14 protein-coding genes and 1 pseudogene are annotated in these 18286 nt (G+C 60.9%); all 15 read left to right on the top strand.

Features of this window, described 5'->3' with window-relative positions; all coding sequences use genetic code 11:
* Window positions 1-4 precede the first annotated feature (4 nt).
* Window positions 5-736 carry a hypothetical protein gene (locus BGO89_00340; protein ID OJX61084.1) on the top strand — a complete coding sequence of 244 codons (732 nt, stop codon included), beginning with the start codon at window positions 5-7 and terminating at the stop codon, window positions 734-736.
* A 129-nt stretch (window positions 737-865) separates the two neighbouring features.
* Window positions 866-2164, top strand: a complete 1299-nt coding sequence (locus BGO89_00335; protein OJX61350.1) for a hypothetical protein — start codon at window positions 866-868, stop codon at window positions 2162-2164.
* Between the two features lie 21 nt (window positions 2165-2185).
* Entirely contained in the window at window positions 2186-3538 is a 1353-nt protein-coding gene (locus tag BGO89_00330) for a phosphoglucosamine mutase (GenBank protein OJX61083.1), read from the top strand.
* On the top strand, window positions 3535-6537 hold the full coding sequence (locus BGO89_00325) for a hypothetical protein (GenBank protein ID OJX61082.1): 3003 nt from the start codon (window positions 3535-3537) through the stop codon (window positions 6535-6537). The genes BGO89_00330 and BGO89_00325 overlap by 4 nt, the downstream gene beginning before the upstream one ends.
* Before the next feature lie 38 nt (window positions 6538-6575).
* Complete coding sequence (locus BGO89_00320) at window positions 6576-7631, top strand: DNA protecting protein DprA (GenBank protein OJX61081.1); 1056 nt, start codon at window positions 6576-6578, stop codon at window positions 7629-7631.
* 291 nt (window positions 7632-7922) lie between these two features.
* The gene (locus BGO89_00315) at window positions 7923-8966 is read left to right on the top strand and encodes a type 2 isopentenyl-diphosphate Delta-isomerase (protein ID OJX61349.1); all 1044 of its coding nucleotides are present in this window, start codon (window positions 7923-7925) and stop codon (window positions 8964-8966) included.
* A 28-nt stretch (window positions 8967-8994) separates the two neighbouring features.
* Window positions 8995-9993 carry a hypothetical protein gene (locus BGO89_00310; GenBank protein ID OJX61080.1) on the top strand — a complete coding sequence of 333 codons (999 nt, stop codon included), beginning with the start codon at window positions 8995-8997 and terminating at the stop codon, window positions 9991-9993.
* A gap of 460 nt (window positions 9994-10453) precedes the next feature.
* The gene (locus tag BGO89_00305) at window positions 10454-11086 is read left to right on the top strand and encodes a TetR family transcriptional regulator (protein OJX61079.1); all 633 of its coding nucleotides are present in this window, start codon (window positions 10454-10456) and stop codon (window positions 11084-11086) included.
* Window positions 11083-12360, top strand: coding sequence for a transporter (locus BGO89_00300; GenBank protein ID OJX61078.1), 1278 nt, complete (start codon window positions 11083-11085; stop codon window positions 12358-12360). The genes BGO89_00305 and BGO89_00300 overlap by 4 nt, the downstream gene beginning before the upstream one ends.
* A 12-nt stretch (window positions 12361-12372) precedes the next feature.
* Entirely contained in the window at window positions 12373-13269 is an 897-nt protein-coding gene (locus BGO89_00295; GenBank protein ID OJX61077.1) for an HlyD family secretion protein, read from the top strand.
* A 7-nt stretch (window positions 13270-13276) separates the two neighbouring features.
* A complete protein-coding gene (locus tag BGO89_00290) occupies window positions 13277-14194 on the top strand; it encodes an ATPase (GenBank protein OJX61076.1) in 918 nt (305 codons plus the stop codon).
* Between the two features lie 10 nt (window positions 14195-14204).
* A pseudogene (locus tag BGO89_00285) lies at window positions 14205-14939 on the top strand (ABC transporter ATP-binding protein).
* Window positions 14940-14943: 4 nt separating this feature from the next.
* Window positions 14944-16050, top strand: coding sequence for a multidrug ABC transporter permease (locus BGO89_00280; GenBank protein OJX61075.1), 1107 nt, complete (start codon window positions 14944-14946; stop codon window positions 16048-16050).
* Window positions 16047-17165 (top strand): ABC transporter permease, encoded by a 1119-nt coding sequence (locus BGO89_00275; protein OJX61074.1) that lies wholly within the window; start codon window positions 16047-16049, stop codon window positions 17163-17165. The genes BGO89_00280 and BGO89_00275 overlap by 4 nt, the downstream gene beginning before the upstream one ends.
* Window positions 17166-17272: 107 nt before the next feature.
* Window positions 17273-18115 (top strand): hypothetical protein, encoded by an 843-nt coding sequence (locus BGO89_00270; GenBank protein ID OJX61073.1) that lies wholly within the window; start codon window positions 17273-17275, stop codon window positions 18113-18115.
* Window positions 18116-18286 lie beyond the last annotated feature (171 nt).

Genomic DNA, 18286 nt, shown 5'->3' with positions numbered 1-18286 from the left:
TGCCATGACCGGACTCCGTACCGTCATGGTACGGAGTCTGGTCACCTGGTTCCGTGCCTTCGACGACGTCGTCTTTCCCCGGCGTTGCCTGATGACCGGCCGATATCTCGGCACACGTACGACCCGCATGCCGGGCATCGATGATACGGCCCTCGATACCCACCGGATCGCCCCGCCATCGTACGAACTGTTTCCCCGCATCGCGACGCACTTCCATCCCGACGACCTGGCACTCTCCGACGTCCATGCCCTCTATCCCGTCGGCACGGGCACGACCATCCAGCACGCCATCCATGCCGTCAAGTACGACGGCAGAACGAAGCTCGCAGTCGCCTTCGGCGAGGAGCTGGGTACCATGCTTACCACCGTCGCCGGCATTCACGTCGATGCCGTGCTTCCAGTGCCGATCCATCCCGCACGGCGCCGCGAACGGGGCTACAACCAGGCCGACTTCATCGCCCGTGGCGTGGCCCGTACCATGGAGATTCCGATGATCGACGACGCCCTCGTCCGTACGCACTATACGGGCAGCCAGACGAGGCTCGACGCAGGGCAGCGTCTGAAGAACGTGAGGAATGCCATCGTGGTCCGCAGACCCGACCGCGTCCGTAATCTGCGTCTGCTGGTCGTGGACGATGTGCTCACGACGGGCGCCACCGCGAACGGTGCCGCCATGGCCCTGCTCATGGCCGGCGCCCGACGTGTGGAAGCCGCCGCCATCGGCGTCGCCATATGATGCCATGCGGACGCTCCTTCACGCGTATTTTTGTCCATGCGTCACTCCATCCTGCCCCTCGTCCTGCTCTTCTGTACCGTCGCCGTCTGCCCGGCCCAGTTCGCGGTCGAGATCTACGATACGGACGGTATTCCACCGCACGTCCACAAGGAGCGCAGGGAACGCCTGCTCCGCGATCTGTCGCCGAAGAGCGCCGTGTTGCTGCTGAGCGCCGACGTGCGCAACCGTCAGAACGACGTCGACTACGAATACCGCCAGAACAGCGACCTGCTCTATCTCTCCGGCTTCCCGTACGCCGGGGGTGCGCTGCTCCTCGTACCGGCCGGTGTCGATATCGGCGGACGACGCGTCCGTGAAGTCCTCTTCGTCCGGGATCGTGTCCAGTCGCGCGAACAATGGACGGGTGTCGAAATGGGACCGCAGGAGGCCATGACCATCCTCGGCGTCGATACGGCCCTGTCCGCATCCGGATTGAAGGACTTCCTCGATGGCCTCATGCCGCATCTCGACAGTCTGTTCGTTCCGAACTTCCCCACGAAATCCGTGACGCTCTCCGTTCTCGGACGCAACGTCTACATGGATGGAGAGACTCGCAAGGGTCTGAAGGAACGATACCCGGATCTCGTCCTGGCAACGACCCTTCCTCTTCTCGCCGCCATGCGCGAAATCAAGGATACGGCCGAGCTTCGTCTCATGCAGCGTGCCATCGACATCTCCATCGAAGGCCATATCGCCATGATGAAGGGCGCGAAGCCGAACATGACCGAATACGAACTCGAAGCGTTGATGGAATACACGTTCAAGCGTCTCGGTGCCGAGGACGTCGGATATCCCTCCATCGTAGGCTCGCGCTACAACGCCTGCATCCTGCACTACGTCACCAACCGCCGCCGTACCACATCGGACGACCTCGTCCTCGCCGACTGCGGTGCGGAATATCATGGCTATACCGCCGACATCACACGCACGTTTCCGGTGAACGGACGCTTCACGAAGGAACAGCGTCAGATCTACGACATCGTACTCGAGGCGCAGGACAGCGGCATCGCAGCGTCACGCGCAGGCAATACCTTCAACGCACCGCACGAAGCCGCACGCAAGGTCATCATCAGGGGACTGCGCGCACTCGGCATCATCGACAGCGATAGCGACGTACGCAAGTACTTCATGCACGGCACGTCCCACTACCTCGGCCTCGACGTCCACGATGCGGGAACGCGCGGACCGCTCAAACCCAACTCCGTCATCACCGTCGAGCCCGGCATCTACATCGCCAACGGCAGTCCGTGCGACAGGAAGTGGTGGAACATCGGCATCCGCATCGAGGACGACATCCTCATCACGACGGGCGATCCCGTCAACATGTCGCGCGCATTGCCACGTCGTGCTGACGACATCGAAGGTCTCGTACGTCAGCGCTCCAACTGAACCATCATCAGCAGTCACTCCATGCCCCTCATCCGCAGCATCTCGGGTCTTCGTGCCACGCTCGGCGACTCGCTCACCCCATCGATCGTGGCAGACTACACGGCAGCGTTCTCGGCACTGCAACCCCAGGGCCCCATCGTCGTCGGACGTGACGGACGCCCTTCCGGTACGTGGATCGCGGACGTCGTCCTGGGCACCCTGCGCGCCTGTGGGCGCACCGTGCACATGCTCGACCTCGTTCCGACGCCGACGGTCCAGTTGTTCACCGAACACAGCGATGCGGCCGGAGGCATCGCCATCACGGCATCGCACAACCCGGCCCCATGGAACGGGCTGAAGTTCATCGGCGCCGACGGCGTCTTCCTCGATGCAGCCCAGAACGATGCTCTATGGCATCACGTGGACAATCGTCTCTTCGTCCTGTCGGCCGATCAGCAGAGCGGGAACGTCGTCCACGTCGACAACGCCATCGAACGTCACATCAGCACCATCCTCGGCCTCAGCGTCGTACAACGCGCACCTCATGCCAACGGCAAGCGCGTCGTCGTCGATGCCGTCAACTGCAGCGGCTCCTTCATCGTGCCCAAGCTCCTCGAACGCTTCGGCTATACGGTCATTCCATTGCATTGCGACGGCAGCGGCATCTTCCCCCACGTTCCCGAACCCACCGCCGAGAACCTCACGGGACTCGGCGAGGCCGTCCGTGAGCAACGGGCCGACTTCGGCATCGCCGTCGATCCGGACGGCGACCGCCTCGTCCTCTACGACGAGCACGGCGAACCCATCGGCGAGGAGAATACCATCGCACTGGCGACGGCGGCCGTCCTGGCCTACGGCAATACCGGGCCCGTCGTGGTGAACTATTCCACGACACGCGTCGTGGACGACGTGGCGGCGGCGGCGAAGCAGACGACGTATCGCGCACCTGTCGGTGAGATCAACGTCGTACGCAGGATGCAGAACGTCGGTGCCGTCATCGGCGGCGAGGGATCGGGCGGCGTCATCTATCCGGCATGTCACTACGGACGGGACGCCATGGTCGGTATCGGTCTCGTCACGGCCCTGCTTCGGCTCAAGGCCGTCACGATGTCGGCCGCAGTGGCCGAACTGCCGCGGTACGACATGATCAAGACGAAGATGACGCTCGACCACAGGGCTGCGATAGGCCCGCTTCTCGACGAATGCAGGAAGGCATTCGCCGATGCCATCATCCACGACGACGATGGTCTGCACGCAGCCTGGACCGACCGCTGGGTCCACGTCCGCGCCTCCAACACCGAACCCATCATGCGCATCATCGCCGAAGCGCCTTCATTTGAGGAAGCGCAACGACTGATCGCACGCGTCACCGATCTGCAGGAGCGGTCGGCATGAGTGGACTCATGGAAGAACATGCACGCTCGCTCCTGATGCTCTGCCTCCAGGATGCCATCGAGCGCGCCGATCTGGATCTGACGTGCGAAGCCATCTCGGGCGTGGAAGGGACCTTCGTCCTCGTACGCGGCGACGGCGCACAACCACTCTGTCTTTTTCAGGCCCTGTCCCCTTCCGATCGTCCATACGACGAGTTCGCGCGCGACCGTGCCCGGAGCGTGGCAGCACGGATGCAGGCGCCGTTGTTCGCCCTCGTCAATTTCCGCCGGTGCGTCGTCTTCGTCACCGATGCAGTCACGCGCCGCCTGCCCGACGAAGAGCAGATCGTACGCTCCATCTCCGGAGCCGACGTGGTGACGCTCGACGACGTCCGCGCATCGGCAGCATCGGTCATGGTCACGGACGCGCTCCGGACCATCCTCCGCGATACCGTCGTCCATACGTCTCCTCATCCCGCACGCGATCCGGCAACGTTCCTCGCCTCGCGTATCACGCAGGCCGCCGACGAGATGATCGCATGTACGGACCGCAGTCCGTTGCAACGCGACAAGGTCCTGCGTCTCGTCACGTCCGTCACGGCCTACACGCTCCTTCAGATGCGACGCGCCGAAGATCTCGACCGTCTGTCCATTCCCTGGGGCATGCGCGGCACACGCCTCATGCTCGACATCGTGGGCGCCTACTTCAGGGATGCGCACGAACGGGGCTATCCCATGTTCCCGTCGCGCGTGGACGACCTGCACGTGGTCCAGCAGCGCGCCGACATCTTCCGGAGTACGCTGGCGGATCTCGCGCAGTTCCTCCATCGCTTCGATGGCGAACGCCTCGCTGCTCGCGACCTGCATAGCGCCGTCGATACGATCCTCCAATGGTGCCTCGCACGCCAGCAACGCGCCGTGCCTACCGTCGACGTCATCGACGTGGCCCTGCGCTCCATCCTTGCCGACATCCATCCCGATTCGACGATCCGCGCATTGGAAATAGGTCCGAGTACTGGCCTCTGTTCCGTACGGCTTCGCGCCCTCGCGCGCACAAACACGATACCCGATGCCCGGATCTATGCACCGACGCCCGACGACGAGCGCCTCGTCCTGCTCCGTGGCAGCGGTCATCTCGAGCATCCTTCCGATGTGCGCATCATACGGAGGCACGATCACGTCCAGGGCGCCTGGGATCTCGTCTGCCTCACGTCGACCGACGTCACGGAACGTCATCGCCTGCGCCTGCTCCTGCAGCGACTGTCGATGACGCCCCAGGGCGCCGTCGTCCTCTTCCTCCCGATGTCAGCCCTGCACGACCCGCGCTATGCCACGCTGCGTGGTATCCTGGCCTCGCGCTTCTCGATCGACAGGATCTTCATGAGCGATGCGCAGCCCTTCTCCACGCCGGATGCCGGACTCTGCTGCATCATCGCACGTCAGCGGGAGGCGAACGATACCATGCCCGCACGCTTCGTCTACATCCGTCAGCCGCTCGCCAACTTCTTCCCCACGTCCGACGCACCACGCGAGGCGGAACCCAAACGGATCGCGGCCATCGACGCCTTCCTCGGCTATCTCGACGCGAGCGAGCGAGGCAAGGTCAATGAAGAAGTCCTCGTACGCGTCGTACCGCAACGCCTCATCCGCGCCAGTGCCGGCCTGGGTGAAGAGGGGTGGTTCGACTTCCTGGTACCGCCGGACATCGTCGCAGGCATCGTCCGCAAGGTTACGGGACGCCTGCGCCCGCTCTCGGACGTCGGTCATGCGACGGGTGGCATGCGCACGGGAGCGAACGACTTCTTCCTGCCCGACATGCATACCATCGCGGATGCCCATCTCGAAATGCAGTTCTGGCAGCGCTCCCTTCCGAACGGGAACATGGTGGATACGACGACCATCATGTCGGCCGACGAGCTGGAGAGCATCGCGGGCATGCCCCGTGCCGACCATCGGCTTCTCATGATCGATGCCGGACGCCAGGAACTGGAAGGTCTCAACGTCCTCACCCGTATCGAAGCCTTCGAGCGGGAGGGGATCCATCTTCGTGCGACCGTGCGTGTACGCGATCCCTGGTGGACGATCGGCACCACGGACGTTCCCCATCTCATCGTACCGAAGGTGCAGGACGGACGCTGGATCGTCACGACGAACCCCGTCCATGCCTTCATCACGGATGCCGCCATCGGCATCACGCTCACCGACGAGCGCCTGGCCGATCCTCTCGCACTGTGGATGAACTCCACCATGGGTCTCTTTCTCTACGAGCTGTTCAGGCGCGACCATCATGCCCAGGACATCACCGTACGTGACGTGGCCGCATTCCCCGTACCGACCGATGCCATGCTCCTCGCCGTCGATATCAGACGTCATCGTGACTTCATGCGCCGGCCCGTCCATTCCCTCGCCGTCGAATACGGTACGGACAGCTCCGATGCCGTGCGCCCGGATGGCGTCGAACGCGACCGTCGCCGCGTCGACGTCTACTTCATGGAACAGGTCTTCGGATTGACGGCGGAAGAGCAGCGCTGGATCTATCGCTTCGCGATGGCATGGCGCCGCGACCGTACCAATCTCCGTCAGCTCGCCCTCGCACTCCTGCACGAGATCGAACAACGTCATCGCCTTCGTCCTCTCGCTTCCTGGTATACGCCGGCACTGGAGCAACTGCCCGACGAGCATCGGCGGACGATCCTGCTGCCGGATGGTATCACACGTGCCGAAGCCACACGGACGATGTTCAACTGGCAGGTATCGTGCTATCGGGGCAACCGTGTCGAGGACATCGTCGACTGCTCGTCGCAGGAAGAAGCGGACATCGTCGCCCTGCTCGCCGAACTCGGCAAGATCCACGTCGAGATCCCGACGGACGCGCCCTTCATCGCCGAACTCCTTCCGCAACTGCAGCGTTTCCGCAGCTCGCTCGAACATGCATTGACGGATGTGATCGCGCTGTTACCGACGTCCGACATCCGTGAAGCCGTGGGCGATGCCGTGCGTGCACGACTCGTAGCGTTCTGACGAACGTCACGATTCACCGCGTCATCGCACGATAGGACATGCAGTCACCATGGCCCGTCGACGATATCGTAGCCCTCACCCGCATGCGCGGCCTGACGTCGGCCGATATCATCGCACTCGTGCGGACATGCGGGACGATCGATGAAGCACTGGACAGGATCGGCAGGACGATCGGACTGCCACTCGGACTCGACGATACCGACGTGCCGCCCGTCGATACCTCCGCGGATTCGACCATCGTCACGTATTTCTGCGATACCTACCCTGCACGGCTCCGTGCCATCCCCCATCCACCCATCGTGCTCGACGTGCGCGGTCGGCTGCCGCCCGACGACGTTCCGGCCATCGCCGTCGTCGGTACACGTGCCGCAACGGCACAGTACGGCAGACCCGTCACCGAGTCGTTGGTCAGGGCATGGGTCGAAGCCGGATGCTGCATCGTCAGCGGACTCGCCAACGGCATCGACACACTCGCTCACGAAGCCACAATCGCCATGAGCGGTATCACCGCCGCCGTCATCGCATGCGGTATCGATCGCATCACTCCCGCCCATGCGAAGAGACTTGCCGAACGTATCGTCGACGGTGGTGGGTGCATCGTCAGCGAATATGCACGGGGCCAGGCGGCCTTGCCTCCATACTTCCCTCAGCGCAACAGGATCATCAGCGGTCTCGGCGATGCCGTCGTCATCGTGGAAAGCAAACGTACCGGTGGGGCGCTCATCACCGCCGAGTTCGCACGGCAGCATCATCGCCCGCTCTACGCCGTTCCCGGTCCCGTCACATCCCAGCGCAGTGCCGGATGCAATGCCCTGCTCGCCAGTGGTCATGCCCGTACGTTGTGCGATGCGCGACAGCTTCTCGAGGATCTCGGTATCGACAGGCTGCCCGGGCTCGGCGCACGACCACGTCCGGAGCTCTCCGGTATCGAACGACGGTTGATCGACACCATCGGCAACGGCATGACGTACGTCGACGACATCGCCCGCGAGACGGCCCTCTCCGTCGATACCGTGTTGCAGACGCTCCTCGATCTCGAATTCAGGGGCTTCGTACGCCGCCTCCCCGGCCAGCGATTCGTCGCGATGGAATGAGCGAGGACGTGATCGTTCGTCGATGAACCAGGTACACGGACGCCGGTGCACGTCTTCGCCTACCGATAGGATCCTGTTCATGCCCCTGAACACCGGATCGGGTCGTACCCTGTTGGTCCGAACATCGGTAGTGTACATACAGGATGATGTCGATCGTGCAACCGTAGCGTTCCGGTCGTGGTATCGCACTCGTCATTCGACGACACGACCGTAGAATACCGGTACTCCGTGATCCCCCTACAGTCGCCCCACCTGCGTAACTTGCCGGCGTTGTTCCATCGGAAGACCACCGTGCAGGATCATTCCCTCCCATCACGCAAGCAGCAGCACGTCGACCTGTGCGTCAATGACGATGTGACGTTCAGAGCGAAGACGACGGGCCTCGAACGCTACGAGCTCGACTACGATGCCCTGCCCGAAATCGATCTTGCGGACGTAACGACCGACATCTCCTTCTTCGGTCATCCGTGCTCGATGCCCATCATGATCACCGGGATGACGGGAGGATATGCCGATGCAGAACGCATCAACACCATGCTCGGCGAGGTATGCGACGAACTGCGCATACCGATGGGCCTCGGTTCCATACGTGCGGCAATGGTCGATGAAGCCCAGCTTCCCACCTATGCCAGTGCGGCCCGTCCAGAACGGACCTTCCCCCTCGTAGCCAATATCGGTGCGGCACAGATCGCCGACTGGAAGAACACGGAACCGCGTCTGATGCACGTTCTCGACTCGCTCGGTGCGGACATCGTCGCCGTGCATCTCAATCCATTGCAGGAACTCCTCCAGCCCGAAGGCGAACCACGCTTCCGCGGTGTGCTCGACGGAATCGCAGCGTTGGTACGAGGAACGGACCGACCGGTCATCGTCAAGGAAGTCGGTGCCGGAATCAGCGGGGCCGTGGCTCGACGCCTCGTTGGCGTCGGCGTTCATGGTATCGACGTCGCAGGTGCGGGAGGTACGTCCTGGGCCGGTGTCGAAATCCTGCGGCGCGACGATGGACAGCGCATGGATCACCTGTGGGACGTAGGCATTCCGACGGCCGAATGCGTACGGGAGGTAGCTTCCGTTCTGTCCACCGTCGTACCTCGTCCACTCCTCATCGCTTCGGGCGGCATCATGAGCGGTACGGACGTCGCCAAATGCATCGCTCTCGGCGCCGACTGTTGCGGTGTGGCACGTCCCGTCATCTCCGCCATCATGAACGAGGGTGTGACCGGGGCCGTCGCCTTGCTCCGGACCCTGGAACTGCATCTGCGTCAGTGGATGTTCCTGACCGGCAGCGCGACGATCGCAGACCTGCGCCACGCACGGCTGCGATCGTCGGCATAATCTTTCGAGCTATCAACGAATCACGACCATGTCCATACCGCAAACGACACTCGCATCGCATCTCGAAGAAATCGAAGAAACGCTGACGTCCTTCCTCGACGAGTTCCCGGAACCCGATTCCCTCTATGCACCCGTCCGCTATCTCTTCGACGGCGGGGGCAAGCGCATACGCCCACTCCTCACCATCCTCTGCTGCGAGGCCGCAGGCGGCTCCCGCCATCATTGCCTGTCCGCTGCCGTCGCCGTAGAGCTGCTCCACAACTTCACGCTCGTCCATGACGACATCATGGACAGCTCGCCCATCCGACGCGGCAGGCCCACCGTCCATGTGAAATGGAACGATGGTACGGCCATCCTTTCGGGCGACGTCATGATCGGCATGGCCATGCGTCTCCTCGAACGATCGGCAGCTCACTCTCCGCGTCCACTCGACGTCATGTCCGCCTTCAGCACCGGTCTCATCGACGTCTGCGACGGACAGGCGCTCGACCTCGCCCTCATGCATCGCGACGACGTGACCGTCGACGACTATTTCGGCATGATCACGAAGAAGACGGCCAAGCTTCTCGAAGCCTCGGCAGCTATCGGCGGCCATATGGCCGGCGCCGACTCGACGACGTTGGACCATCTCCGCACGTTCGCACGCGAGATCGGCATCGCCTTCCAGGTCCAGGACGATCTCCTCGACCTCATCGGCAGTGAAGCCTTCGGCAAGACTCCCGGCGGCGACATCGTCGAGGGCAAGCGCACGTGGCTCGTCCTTACCGCTCGTGAACGTGCACGGAATCACGAGAACGTGACATATGCCGCGCTCATCGAGGAATTCTTCACCAACGGCGGACTGTCACGGGAACGCATTCCCGACGTCATCGCCATGATGGAGGCGCTCGGAGTGCTGGCCGATGCCCGTACGCTGGTGCAGGACCTCAGCGACGATGCGTTCCGTCATCTCCACGCCCTGCCCTTCACCCATGCTCAGACGCTCCTGGAAACGCTCGGGCGGCAGCTGATGGACAGGGTATCGTAGCGGTATACGAACAGGCAATCGTGGCTGTTTGCGGGGCGATAGACGTCGACGTGCTGTCCAGATATCGGATATCATATCCCCGATGCACCACACGAAGCCGTTCCAGCGAACAGGATGCTCGACGACACTCCCGGATTGTCGATCTGATGATCCGCGCCCGATATCCATATCGTCACCGGCATGACGTATAGGCTCGCAGCCAAAACCTTCTGATCCATGATCAGATGTCCTGTCCCGACCATTGCGACTATCGAGCCATCCGCCATCAAGGTCCTGTCATACCAGCCCAGGACCGACGGCGTACGCCGTACCTTCCCCGAGCTTCCCCTCGTCGATACGCTTCGCTATGACAACGTCACATGCGAAGTGATTAATCATTTGATTAAATCTTCTTGCTGAATCATCCGTTTCAACCTAGTTTCGCGTCCGTCGAACGCATCACACATCGAGAAGGGCCGACGTGACTGCCGGAGAAACACAACAGGACCCAACGACGGAAGAACGGATCAAGGAAGCCGCGCGCAAGCTGTTCCTGCAGAAAGGCTATGCGGGAACGAGGACGCGCGACATCGCCGAACAGGCAGGTATCAACCTCGCCCTCCTGAACTATTACTTCCGCAGCAAGGAAAAGCTGTTCGAACTGATCATGACGGAGAACCTCCAGGAGTTCGGACAGGGCGTCATCGCCGTCGTCAACGACAAGTCCACGACGCTGGGGGAGAAATTCACATCCATCGTCAACCGCTACATCGACATGCTGGAACGCGCACCGGAAATGCCGGTCTTCATCTTCAGCGAGATCCAGGCGAATCCCGAACGCATAGGATCGAAAATCGGCGTGAAGAACGCACTCACGAATTCGTTTCTCCTGCAGCAATACAAGGAAGAGGTGGCCGCAGGCAGAGCGGCAGCGATCCATCCCCTCCATCTCATCATGAACCTGCTGGGTCTGACCATCTTTCCCTTCATCGGACGTCCCCTGCTCCAGTATGGAACAGGAATGAAGCAGGAAGATTTCATGGCGCTGATGCAGGAACGCAGAACGCTGATTCCACTATGGGTGAAGGCAGCAATGGAGACGAGGCAGTCATGAAACATACGGTCATGCATTATGTCGCCGTCGCTTGCGGCATCATGATATCGGTCGCGGCGATGCAAGCCCAGACGCCGGCAGGACTCACCCTGGACGAATGCCAGCAACGCGCCGCGGAGCACTATCCGCTCACACGACAACGCGAACTCCTTGCACGCAGCCGCGACTATTCGATGGACAACGTGGCGAAGGGCTATCTTCCGCAGGTCAGCATCAGTGGACAGGCCACGTATCAGTCCGACGTGACGCAGGTTCCGATCTCCTTCCCCGGCATCAACATCGATGCGCCGAGCAGGGACCAGTACAAGGTCTACGGAGAAGTATCGCAGACGCTCTACGATGGCGGGACGATATCGCGACAGCAACGCATCCAGGACGTCTCGACGACGGCCGAAGAGCGCAAGATCGACGTCGAGCTGTACAAGCTCAGGGAACGTATCAACCAGATCTTCTTCGGCATCCTGCTGATCGACGAACAACGCGCACAGATCGCCGTACTGAAACAGGACCTCGATGCGGCCATCCGGAAGATGAAGGCCGCCGTGGCCAACGGGACGGCATTGAAAAGCAACGTCGACGTCCTCGAGGCCGAACTGCTGAAAACCCGCCAACGGGACATCGAGCTCGGCAGCGCCCGCCGTACCTATGCCGCCATGCTCGGACTGCTCATGGACCGCCCGCTCGACGAGAAGGTCGTTCTCGTGAAGCCGGCATCGATCCAGCTCTCGAACGGTATCGACAGACCTGAGCTCCGTCTCTACGATGCCCAGCGCAGAATCATCGACGCACAGTACGACGCGATCGACGCACGCAGTATGCCGCGTGTCGGCCTGTTCTTCCAGGGTGGATACGGCAAGCCCGCGCTGAACATGCTCAAGAACTCCTTCGAGGCCTACTATGTCGGAGGGTTGCGCCTGACATGGTCGCTTACCGGCCTGTATTCGTCAGGCAGCGAGCGCGAACTACTCGATGTGAACCGCGCCATCGTCGATGTGCAGCAGGAGACCTTCCTCTTCAACACGAAGCTGACGCTCACGCAACAGGAAACGGACATGAAGAAATATGCCGAACTGATGCAGCTCGACGACGACATCATCGTCCTGCGCGCATCGGTGAAGAACACGGCCGAAGCCCAGCTCGAGGGCGGTACGATCACGGCCAACGACTATCTGCGCGAAGTACATGCGGAGGATCTGGCCCGACAGGACCGACTGCTCCACGGCATGCAACTGCTCATGGCCCAGTACGGCCATCAAACCACTTCCGGCAAGTAATCCGAGGAATCGATGTTCACGAAGTTCATCATGATCGTCATGACGGCATCGATCGTCGTGGCATGCGGCAACGGCGACAACGATGCCGACGCAGCCGGTACCTTCGAGACGGAGGAAGTCATCGTATCGTCCCAGGCCACGGGCCTCATCGAACGTCTGGATATCGAGGAAGGCCAGACTCTCGTCGACGGCCAGGACGTCGGCTACGTCGATACGACGCAGCTCGATCTGAAGAAGAAGCAACTCGTCGCACAGATCGACGCAGTGCTGAGCAGGAAGCCGCAGATCGCGACGCAGATCGCAGCACTGCGGGAACAGCTCGTCACGGCCGAACGCGAGCTGCAACGCGTCACAAAGCTCGTACAGGCCGAAGCTGCGACGACGAAACAGCTCGACGATGCGCGGGCCCAGGTCGCAGTGCTGGAGAAGCAGATCGATGCCCAGTACTCCACGCTCGGCATCTCGTCGCAGAGCATCACGCAGGAAGCCATCCCCCTTCGTGTGCAGATCGAGCAACTCGACGATCAGATCGCGAAGAGCAGGATCGTCAATCGCATCCCGGGCACCGTCCTCACCAAGTATGCCCAAGCGCAGGAAGTGACGGCCGTCGGCAAGCCGCTCTACAGGATCGGCGATCTCTCCACCGTCACCTTGCGCGCCTATGTCACGGGTAACCAGTTCTCGTCGATCCGCCTGAACCAGAACGTACGCGTTCTCGTCGACGACGGACAGAACGGATACCGGGAGTACTCCGGAACGATTTCATGGATCAGCGACAAGGCCGAATTCACACCGAAGACCATCCAGACGAAGGACGAGCGTGCCAACCTCGTCTATGCCGTCAAGGTCCGCGTGAAGAACGACGGTCGTCTGAAGATCGGCATGTACGGTGAAGTACGCTTCAAGTGAGGCACGCATGGATGCAGTGATCCTGAACGGTATCGGCAAGACCTACGACGATGGAACCGTCCAGGCCGTACGCGACGTATCCTTCTCGGTACGGCGCGGTGAGCTGTTCGGTCTGATCGGCCCCGATGGCGCAGGAAAGACCAGCATCTTCCGCATGCTGACCACGCTCCTGCTCCCCGATGCCGGTACGGCAAGCGTCGAAGGATACGACGTCGTACGCGACTACAAGGCGATACGCGGAAGGGTGGGCTATATGCCCGGACGCTTCTCCCTCTATCAGGACCTCACCGTCGAGGAGAATCTCAATTTCTTCGCAATGCTCTTCGGAACGACGATCGAGGAGAACTACGACCTCGTAAAGGACATCTACGTCCAGCTCGAACCGTTCAGGACACGCCGCGCGGGTAAGCTGTCGGGCGGCATGAAGCAGAAGCTCGCCCTGTGCTGTGCCCTCATCCACAAACCCTCCGTGATGTTCCTTGACGAACCCACGACCGGTGTGGATCCCGTATCGCGCAAGGAGTTCTGGGAGATGCTCAAGCGTCTGAAGGCCCAGGACATCACGATCCTGGTGTCGACACCCTACATGGACGAAGCGATGCTGTGCGACAGGATCGCTCTCATCCAGGGCGGCCGGATCCTGTCGATAGACACACCCGGCGACATCGTACGCTCCTATCCCGATACGCTCTTCGCCGTGAGATCGGCCGACATGTATCGGCTGCTGCGCGACATGGAGAGCTACCAAGCGACGTCGAGCTGCTTCGCCTTCGGCGAATACCTGCACGTGACGTTCGGCAACGAGGCCCTCCCCGATACGAGCCGCCTCCGCACCTATCTCGCAGATCATGGACACGATGACATCGAGATACGTACGATCGAGCCGACCATCGAAGATTGTTTCATCCGACTCATGAAGCCCTGACATGGAAGATCCGGTGATATGGACGAACAAGCTCACGAAGCGATTCGGTGACTTCATCGCCGCGAACGAGATCACCTTCGAGGTCCGCCGTGGTGAGATCTTCGGCTTCCTCGGTGCCAACGGCGCGGGCAAGACGACCGCCATGCGCATGCTCTGCGGCCTCTCCAGACCGTCCTCCGGCGAAGCCAGGGTCGCAGGCTTCGACATCTATCGCGACACTGAACGCATCAAGCGCAACATCGGCTACATGAGTCAGAAGTTCACCCTGTACGAGGATCTTACCGTCGCCGAGAACATCAGGTTCTTCGGAGGCATCTACGGATTGTCGGACAAGGATCTCAAGACGAAGAGCGAACAATTGATCGACAGGCTGGAGCTCGGACACGAGGTCAAGAAACTCGTCGGTTCACTGCCTCTGGGATGGAAGCAGAAGCTCGCCTTCTCCGTCGCCCTCCTGCACGAACCGAGCATCGTCTTCCTCGACGAACCCACGGGCGGAGTGGACCCGGTCACACGCAGGCAGTTCTGGGATCTCATCTATGCCGCGGCGGACAGAGGAGTGACCATCTTCGTCACGACGCACTATATGGACGAAGCCGAATACTGCAATCGCATCTCCATCATGGTCGACGGTGCCATCGAGGCTATGGACAGTCCTTCCAATCTGAAACGGCAGTTCGACGCGACGTCGATGGACGACGTCTTCTACACGCTCGCCCGTGGAGCGAAACGGTCGGGAGATTGAGATCATGAACCAGCTTCTGACGTTCATCAGGAAGGAGTTCCTGCATGTCCTGCGAGACAGGAAGACCCTCCTCATCCTGTTCGGTCTTCCCGTCGTCCAGATCATGATCTTCGGCTTCGCCCTCACGAACGAAGTCAAGAATGCGACCATCGTCGTCATGGACGAAGCGCACGACGTCGCATCGAGACAGATCATAGACAGGATCGCCGCCAGCAGCTACTTCAGGATCGAACGCACGATTCCGAAGCACGGCGACATCGATGCGGCATTCCGTCAAGGGCGCATCAAACTCGCCGTCGTGTTCCCCGCAGGATTCAACGACGATCTCGTCCACCTCAACAAGGCCGGCATCCAGATCATCGCCGATGCTTCCGAGCCCAACACGGCGACGACGCTGACGAACTATCTGACGTCCATCGTCATGGACTATCAGACGCAGATGATACAATCCACGGCTCTTCCCTATCGCATCACGACGGAGGTGCGGATGCTCTACAATCCGCAGTTGAAGGGAGCACCGAACTTCGTCCCCGGTGTCATGGCCCTTGTCCTCATGCTCGTCTGCGTGATGATGACGTCCATTTCCATCGTCCGGGAGAAAGAACTCGGCACCATGGAAATCCTTCTCGTCTCTCCGTTCAGACCGTTCCTTGTCATCGTGGCCAAGGTCGTTCCCTATCTCATTCTCTCACTGGTCAACGTCACGACGATCATCCTGCTCAGCATCTTCGTCCTGGGCCTCCCTGTCAACGGCAGCATCGTCCTGCTCTTCCTCGAAAGCACGCTCTTCATCGTGACGTCGCTGTCGCTCGGTCTCCTCATCTCGACGCTGACCGATACGCAGCAGACGGCCATGCTCTTCTCGATGATGGGCATGCTCCTGCCGACCGTACTGTTCAGCGGCTTCATGTTCCCGATCGAGAACATGCCGCTGCCGCTTCAGATCATCTCCAATGCCGTGCCGGCGAAGTGGTACTACATCATCGTCAAGTCGGTGATGATCAAGGGTACGGGTCTGGCTTCGATCTGGAGGGAGACGTTGGTCCTGACCGGTATGACGCTCGTGCTGACGATCATCAGCCTCCGGAAATTCAAGGTACGCCTCGCATGAGAACGCTGAAATTCCTGCTGCAGAAGGAGTTCCGTCAGATATTCCGGAACAGGACGATCCTGGCCATGATCATGGTCATGCCGGTGATGCAACTGCTCATCCTGCCACAGGCAGCCAACTTCGAAGTGAAGAACGTCACGCTCTGCATCGTCGATCACGACCACTCCGTCGGATCGCGCGAGCTGACGCGTCGTATCGTGGCATCCGGATACTTCAGGCTCGCCGCCTGGCCGGCATCGTTCGACGAAGGCTATGCGCTCATCGAACAGGACAAGGCCGACCTCATCCTCGAAATACCGGCAGGCTTCGACCGCAACCTCATCCGTGAGAACGGACAGAAACTCTTCATCGCCGTCAATGCGATCAACGGTGTGAAGGCGAATCTCGGCGGCGCCTATCTCGGCAGGATCATCGCGGACTACAACACCGCGATCCGGCTGCGGCTGCTCGAACCATCGCGATACCCTCCGGCACCGATGATCGACGTGACGGCATCGAACAGGTTCAATCCCCACCTCGACTACCGGATGTTCATGGTACCGGGTATCCTCGCCCTGCTCGTGACGATGGTGGCGACATACCTGTCGGCCCTGAACATCGTCAAGGAAAAGGAAATCGGTACGATCGAACAGATCAACGTCACGCCGATCAGGAAGTATCATTTCGTCCTCGGTAAGCTGATTCCATTCTGGATCCTCGGGCTGGTCGTGCTGGGCATCGGCCTCACGGTCGCACGCGTGGTCTACGGCATCGTTCCGGCAGGAAGCGTCCTGCTGATCGTGGCCTTCGTCGCCGTCTATCTGCTTGCCGTGCTCGGCCTGGGCCTGCTCGTATCCACCTACTCCGACACGCAGCAGCAGGCCATGTTCGTGGCCTTCTTCTTCCTGATGATCTTCATCATGCTCGGCGGACTGTTCACGTCCATCGAAAGTATGCCCGACTGGGCGGGGATTCTCACACGAATCAATCCGATCCGTTACTTCATCGACGTCATGCGGATGGTCGTGCTGAAGGGTAGCAGCTTCGGCGATATTCGCGGGCATTTCTTCGTCGTTCTCGGTATCGGAGTCGTGTTGAACGCATGGGCTATCCTGAACTACCGGAAGACGATGTGATCCCGCCTGCGGGATATCGCGTGTCTCCGGAGGTTCACGATGGCAACTTCCGGATTGTCCGTCCCCGGCCTTGTCCATAGTTTCGACGTCGACGACAGGAGCCTGCCATGACAAGGACATCTTCCGACGATCGGGACTATCGACTCGTCGCCGCCATCATCGACGACGTACGGGCACATGCCGCAGAACCGATCGTACTGGATGAAACGACACGACGTCTTGGAATCACCACCCGGCGACTTCACGATCTCTTCGAACGCTGGGCGGGTGTCGAACCGGAGACGTTCTTCCACTACATCACGTCCGGACATGCGAAAACCATGTTCGATGAAACGACGGTACCACTCCGTCGGACCTCCACGATGCATACCAGTCATTCCATCACGCTCGACGTGATGACCTCCGACGATTACCGCGATCATGGAAGGAACCTCCGTATCCGTTATTGCTTCGGCAGGTCCCGATTCGGCGACTACCTCGTGGCATCGACGGAACGGGGTATCTGCCATCTGCACTTCAGCGACGACGTGGATACGGCCCTTCACGATCTGCGGATGCGTTGGCCCAGCGCCCGTCTCGAATCCGCGACCGACGATCATCATCGTGCGGCTGATGCCTTCCTGCACGACGGCACGGAGAGCAGATCACCCCTACGACTGCATGTGAAGGGAACACCATTCCAGTTGAAGGTATGGAATGCCCTGCTCCGTATTCCGGAGGGCTCCTTGCGGAGCTATTCCGGTCTCGCCCGCAGCCTGGGCCTCGGCAACACGTCTTCACGCGCCGTCGGTACGGCCAACGGAAGCAATTCCATCGGCTACATCATCCCATGTCATCGCGTCGTGACGAGCGATGGCGGTATCACGGGATTCCGATGGGGTCAGACGCGAAAGCTCGCCCTCATCGGATGGGAAGCGAGTCGTGCACTCGGCATGCGCATCGGGAAGTAATTCGCCTGCCCAACAAATACGAACGTCCGACCTTCCATAGGAAGATCGGACGTCCGTTGTTCGCAGAGTCCTGTCCTGCGTGCGCTTCTATCGTCTGACGACGAGGGGTACGGAAGCCATACCATCGGAGGTCCTGACGATGACGGTGTAGGTACCGCTCGCGAGGGTCTC

Origin of the sequence: Candidatus Kapaibacterium thiocyanatum (assembly GCA_001899175.1) — a bacterium.
Lineage (GTDB): Bacteria > Bacteroidota > Ignavibacteria > Kapaibacteriales > Kapaibacteriaceae > Kapaibacterium > Kapaibacterium thiocyanatum.
The sequence above is the reverse complement of the archived record's forward strand: the minus strand, read 5'-3'. Positions and strand labels throughout refer to the sequence as shown.